3 protein-coding genes are annotated in these 6,081 nt (G+C 63.3%); all 3 read left to right on the top strand.

Going from position 1 to position 6,081, the window contains the following annotated elements; translation table 11 throughout:
• Positions 1–673: 673 nt before the first annotated feature.
• Complete coding sequence (locus tag V6M39_RS12850) at positions 674–874, top strand: hypothetical protein (RefSeq protein ID WP_332644211.1); 201 nt, start codon at positions 674–676, stop codon at positions 872–874.
• A gap of 1,127 nt (positions 875–2,001) precedes the next feature.
• Positions 2,002–5,205, top strand: a complete 3,204-nt coding sequence (locus tag V6M39_RS12845) for an ATP-binding protein (RefSeq protein WP_332644210.1) — start codon at positions 2,002–2,004, stop codon at positions 5,203–5,205.
• Between the two features lie 64 nt (positions 5,206–5,269).
• On the top strand, positions 5,270–6,081 hold an 812-nt coding region (locus V6M39_RS12840), incomplete at its 3' end, for an FAD-binding oxidoreductase (RefSeq protein ID WP_332644209.1).

Here is a 6,081-nt window from a genome sequence, read left to right as displayed (position 1 = left end):
GTTGTTCTCCACCGCAGTCGCCCCCGGCGCAATCGAAAAGGCCATCGCCATAAAGATCGCACCTCGCGCCATACCGGAAATCTGCTTTGTTTTCATTTCGATGACTCCTTGAATTGAAGACATGAAGCCAGTGCATGGCCGACAGCTGCCGGCAGTGAACTGAGAACGGCGGAGTCACACTATAAGCTTGCCGTCTCGGCGTGGCAAGGAAGACTACGCAAAACTCCTGGCCAAACTCCAGCTGGGCCACTCGAGAAGGAGCGCCCGAACGCCAGCTCATGCAAAAGAGTCATGCTCATGCGCATGGCTCAATCGCTTCTGATCCGATCACTCTCATTCAATCGATCAACGCGACTGCCGCGTTCAACCGATGCATGCCGCCGCCATGCGACCGCTCTGCATTGCGCGAGATCAAATCCCTATGGCCGAAATGGCTGCACATTCACCCCCCTCGAACTGATTGCATCTGGACGACAAAGAAAGGGTAAGCAATGAACGTGATCGACTCCGTGACGCAGGACCTCCTGGACAAGACCGAATTCCTGGCGATCGTGACGCAGGGCCCGGACGATCCGCACTTGGCCGGCAACTGGGGCGACTATCTGCGCCGCATCGGGCTCGAGGGGACCGCATCATTCTCCCCGCTGGCCACTACCACGAAACCGAGAAGAACTTGCAGCGCAACAATCGCATCCAGGTACTGGTCGCTTCCCGGTCGGTCAAGGGGAGCCATGGCCCGGGCCAGGGCTGCGTGCTGCGCGGAACCGGCATTATCGTGACCGAGGGCGAAGCGGCCGACCGAGCGAAAGCGGTGTTCCCATGGGCTCGCGGCGCGCTTGTGATCGAGGTTCAGAGTGTCGGAATGCAGCTTTAGCCTGCGGGCCGGAACGCGCCGACTAGCACACCGCTGAGATGTCGCTTTCTAATTCGAAGCGACGTTCACTTTGAACAGGAACCCGCTCAACGCGTCTCGCACCTGCGGCACTGTCGCCTCCAGCCCTGGCGGCAGCCGGACGCTCACGGTCATGCCCCGCCTTCCGCCCTCCCTCACCCAACGGCTGCATCCGAACGTATTGAACTGCTACTGCCGCCCCATTGCGGTCACCGAGAATTGGGCTTTGAAAGGCGGGACTGCAGCGATTCCGGTCTTTCTCGGCCGACCCGTGAACTCACGGTCTAGGACCCACTCCGGTCGTCCATGTGCACAGGCAGTTGCGATACGAACGACCGGCCTACAAGGTACTGCGGACATGGTCCAACGTCCGCCCGCAGTGCCGAATTCTCAAGATCGGCCGCACAAGGTGCGCCGACGCTGGCCGGCACTGAGTTCGTATCGAATGTCCGCTGTTCACGGGGCGAACTCACACTGCCGATCCGAAGGCGACATTCGCGTTTGCTTGCCAGGTACTCAGTTGAACGGCAGCTTTCGGGAAGAGCTGACGTTCAGAAACCGCGTAATCCACCTTGGTCCGGTGAGATTTCAGCCGGTCTTGGGCCATCTGGTGGCCTGAACTCGGTAGAAACTGCTTGATAGCACACTTGGGGAGGCCACCAGGGGGGCGGTCCGGGGGAGATAAAGCGAAAGCATGTCGTCAAGGCGCAGGGCCGGCGGGTTTTTGGTTCACGTCGGCGTTGGCGATATGTGCGTCGTACTCGCCCGTGAGACACATCGAAGAGTTGTGGACGGTTTCATCACATCAACATGGAGTTGTCTGTCGGGAGGCGAACCGTCAGCGGCTGGACCAACGTCGGCGCTCTGTCGATCGGTAGATTGCCACCGCCAACGCAACAGGCTGGATCCTTGGCCCGACCCGGCAACGGTCGCGGGAACGGACCTACAATAATAGTGAGGCAGGGGGGATGTGAACACCACAACACAATCCCGCGGTTCCGGCCCGTAAACTCGGAGTCGACACTCATCAGGCTGGTGATCGGTTTGTTATCGACACAGGCGGGGGAGACAGCGGACTTTCAGAGCTGGACCGCAACCAGAGGAGCCATATGCCGAGTGACACGAGCGGGGTCGGTGGCGAACGGCCGACGCGGTTACAGGTCCGACTTCTTGGTGCCGTCGAGATCATCCTGGACGGCCGGCGTCTTCGCGCCTTCAACTCTCTTCGCTTGCAACGGTTCCTGGGGTTGATCGCGTTACGCAGAGACCCGCAGCACCGCTCACGACTCGCGTTCGAGCTCTGGCCCGACTCCGACGAACATCAGGCGCGCACCAACCTCAGAAAGCTGCTCCACGACTTCCGTCATTTCCTTCCCGACATCGGTGAGTTCGTCGAAATCGACAACGAGACTGTGCGGTGGATTCCGGGTGGGCCGAGCGAGGTCGACGTGCTGAGGTTCCAGGATGCCATGGCGGCTGGTGATTTCGAGCTCGCCGCGCGCCTCTTTTCGGGCGATCTCCTTCCGGCTTGTTATGACGACTGGGTCCTGGATGAGCGAGCGAAACTTCGAGCTGAGGCGTATAGGGCCCTCGTGCGGCTGACAGAAGAGGCTGCGAGGCGCGACGACCACCAAGCCGCGATCAGGCATACCCAACGCATCATCGACCTGGAGCCAACCGACGAAGCGGCCGTTCGAATTCAGATGCAAGCACATCTCGCGCTTGGGCGTAGAGCCGCGGCGCTGCGCTCCTACCACCGGTACGCGGAGGTGCTCGAGCGCGACCTCGCGGTGGCACCAGGCGAGGCGATCAGGGCCATGTACCAGCAGCTCCGGGCTGACACACTCAACCGCGACGAAGTGCAGGGCAAGGACCTACCCGTCGCAGAATCGCCTTTCGTCGGCCGCGACCGCGAGTGGAGCCAGCTCATCGGGGCATGGAGCACCGCGCGGGAGACGGGGGCACATCTCTTGTTGGTGACCGGGGAACCGGGGATCGGAAAGTCCCGTCTCGCATTGGAACTCGGCCGCCGCGTTCGATCAGAGGGACACGTGGTGGCATCGGCTCGTGCGTACGAGGCTGCCGGCAGACTGCCGTGGGGTCCCGTCGTCGACCTACTGCGATCGGATGCTCTGCGAAGCCACATCGACACGCTCGACACGGTCTGGAGGGCCGAGCTCGCTCATCTCCTGCCCGAGCTCCTCGACGCTTCCCGGTCATCTGAATGGAGCCAGGCGGGCGACTCGGCTCAGCGCCATCGGTTGTTCGATGCTGTGAACCGAGCCATCGTCGTCGGCGACCGCCCGCGCTTGCTGATCATTGACGATCTGCAGTGGTGTGACGCCGAGACCATTGAGTTAATCGGTTTCGTTGTCCGTTCCGGAAAGACGGCGCCAGTCCTCATCGTCGGTACTGTCCGCTGGGAGGAGATCCCACAGCATCATCCCCTCGTTGGACTTGTAGACGCCTTGGGCCACGACAAGGCGGTGACTATCGTGCCACTCGACCGACTCGACGAAGCCACCACTGCGACGCTCGCTGCCCGGCTACGCGATGAAGACACGATTGATCCGGAGCTGGCGGCACGACTCTGGAGCGAGACAGAAGGCAATCCGCTCTTTGTCATCGAAACTCTTCGAGCCGGGATTTCCTCTGGTGGAAGCCAGGCAGTCCTCACACCGACGATGCGGGCGGTGCTGCGCGCCCGACTGGGCCAACTCACTGACGGTGCCCGGCGACTAGCCGAAGTGGCGGCCGTCATCGGTCGGCCCTTCTCGATCGGTCTGATGGTCTCGGCCACTAAGGCCGATGAGCGCGAGCTCGTGGAGCATGTCGACGAACTCTGGCGTCGCCGGATCATTCGCGAACAGGGGCTCACGTACGATTTCAGTCACGACAAGCTTCGGGCGGTTGCCCTGGAGATGGTCAGTCCGGCTCGTCGACGCCAACTCCATCGAGCTATCGCCGAGGCGATCGCGGTCGAACTCCACAGCGACATCGACGCGGCCAGCCCGCAGCTGGCCGCACACTACGACCAGGCCGGCATGGCCGAGCCGGCCATCGATGCCTACCGTGTGGCGGGGGCCCGAGCGGTGGCCGTGTCGGCCTTGGAAGAAGCGGTCACCATGTTTCAGCGAGCGCTCGCACTGCTCGCCGACCTGCCACCGTCACCCGGCCGCGATGCACTCGAACTCGACATCCGGATCGCCCTCGGATCCCCGCTTGTTGCCCTCGAAGGTTACGGCTCCAAGGGTGCGCACCAACTCTACGAGCGAGCCCTTTCGATTTGCCGCAAACTTCACAGACCCGTGGCGCCGCCGATCCTCCGCGGTCTTGGCCTCGCCCGGCTGCAGGGCTGCCGCTTCGACGATTGCGATGAACTCGCCCGGGCCCTTCTCGAGCATGAGAGTGATGATCCGATCGCCAGGACAGAGGGCCGATATCTCCTCGGCGTGAGCGCGTTCTGGCGGGGCGATCTGGCCAGAGCCCGCCCCTATCTCGATGGCGCGATCGAAGCCTATCGCGTGTCCCATCGCGGCGAGCATCTGAGCTTGTACGCCCAGGACCCGAAGGCGGTTTGCCTCGTACGGCTGGCCTGGGTCGAGCTGTGGGCCGGAGATGCTGGTCGGGCCAACGAGACAGCCCGATTTGCTCTTGAGATCGCCGTCGATCTCGATCATCTGATGACCTTGGGGTACGTGATCACTTACGCGGCGATCATCGCGGCCGAATCCGAAGATCTCGCCCGCCTCGCCGAGCTGCTCGGGGAGGCCGACCGTCTATGGAAGCGTTTTTCGGACCGCTACCTCATGGTCGTCCTGCAGGCCCTTCGGGGCTGGCTGGACGTCTGTGAGGGATCGGCTGAGGGCATCGAGAAGATCGTGCGGTCGGTGGCACGCTCGCGTACCGAAGGGGAGACTCTTCATCTGACCTACACCCTTCTTCTCCTCGCCCGGGCTCGCGGCATGCTCGGCGAGCTCCGCCAGGGACGAGCCGCCACACGCGAGGGGCTCTCGTGGTCACACCGCTGCAACCAGCGCTATCTCGAGGCCGAGCTGTGGCGAGTCGACGGTGAGCTGGCTTATCGCAGCGGGGAAACCGAAGCCGCCGCCGCTTCTTTGCGCAGTGCCGTCGAGATCGCCGGCGCTCAAGGGGCGGGCTGGCTGGAGCTTCGGGCGCTCCACTCCTTGGCCAGTCGATTTCCCGATGAGGCGTTGCGCGAACAACTTGGGGAGCTCCTCGAGACCATTCCGTCGGGCCATGATCTCCCGGCGTTCCGGGCAGCAACCGGCTTTCTGAGCGAGTCCGGCTGAGAGGGAACGCTTCGGGAACGCCCGAGGGCGCATCCTTGCTGAAACGGATGCAAAGGAGCACCCCATGAGCGACACGATCAAGGCATTGACCGAAGCGGTACGGGGCCGCGTCGTCACCCCTTCGGATTCCGACTACGACGACGCTCGCGCTGTCTACAACGCCATGCACGACCGCAGACCCCGCGCCGTTATCCGTTGCGTGGATTCGGCCGACGTGATGGCTGTGGTCACGGCCGGCCGCGACGCCGGGCTCGACCTGGCAATTCGCGGCGGTGGCCACAGCGTTCCCGGATTCGGCACAGTGGACGGCGGCCTGGTCATCGACCTGTCGAGGATGAACAGCGTTCGGGTCGACCCGGTCAAGAAGATCGCCCGGGTTGGGGGCGGCGCGACGTGGGGTGATGTCGACCATGCGACCTACCCGTTCGGCCTGGCAGCGCCCGGCGGGATCATCTCGACGACCGGGGTAGGCGGCCTGACGCTGGGCGGCGGCATCGGCTACTTGACCCGCGGCGTCGGTCTGTCCATCGACAACCTGCTGGCGGCCGATGTCGTTCTCGCCGATGGCCGGCAGGTCACTGCGAGCGATTACCAGAACGAAGACTTGTTCTGGGCCTTGCGCGGCGGCGGCGGCAATTTCGGTGTCGTCACCAGCTTTGTGTTTCAGCTCCACGAGGTCGGTGACATCGTGGGCGGCCCGCTGTTCTACGAGTTCGATGATGCCGCGGCGGTCCTGGAGTGTTACCGCGATTACATTGCGGATGCGCCCGAACAGCTCGGATGCTTTTTCGGCTGGCAGATCGCTCCTCCTCTGCCGTTCATCCCCGAGGGCCGGGTCGGGGATCTGTTCTGCGTACTGGTCACGTGCTGGAACGG

Source organism: Aeromicrobium sp., from assembly GCF_036675695.1.
GTDB lineage: Bacteria > Actinomycetota > Actinomycetes > Propionibacteriales > Nocardioidaceae > Aeromicrobium.
Note: the sequence above shows the minus strand (reverse complement) of the source record. Positions and strands in the feature narration are given on the sequence as shown.

Excerpts from the sequence above, each read along its gene's own strand:
- V6M39_RS12845 (WP_332644210.1), top strand. The coding sequence starts at position 2,002 with ATGCCGAGTGACACGAGCGGGGTCGGTGGCGAACGGCCGACGCGGTTA.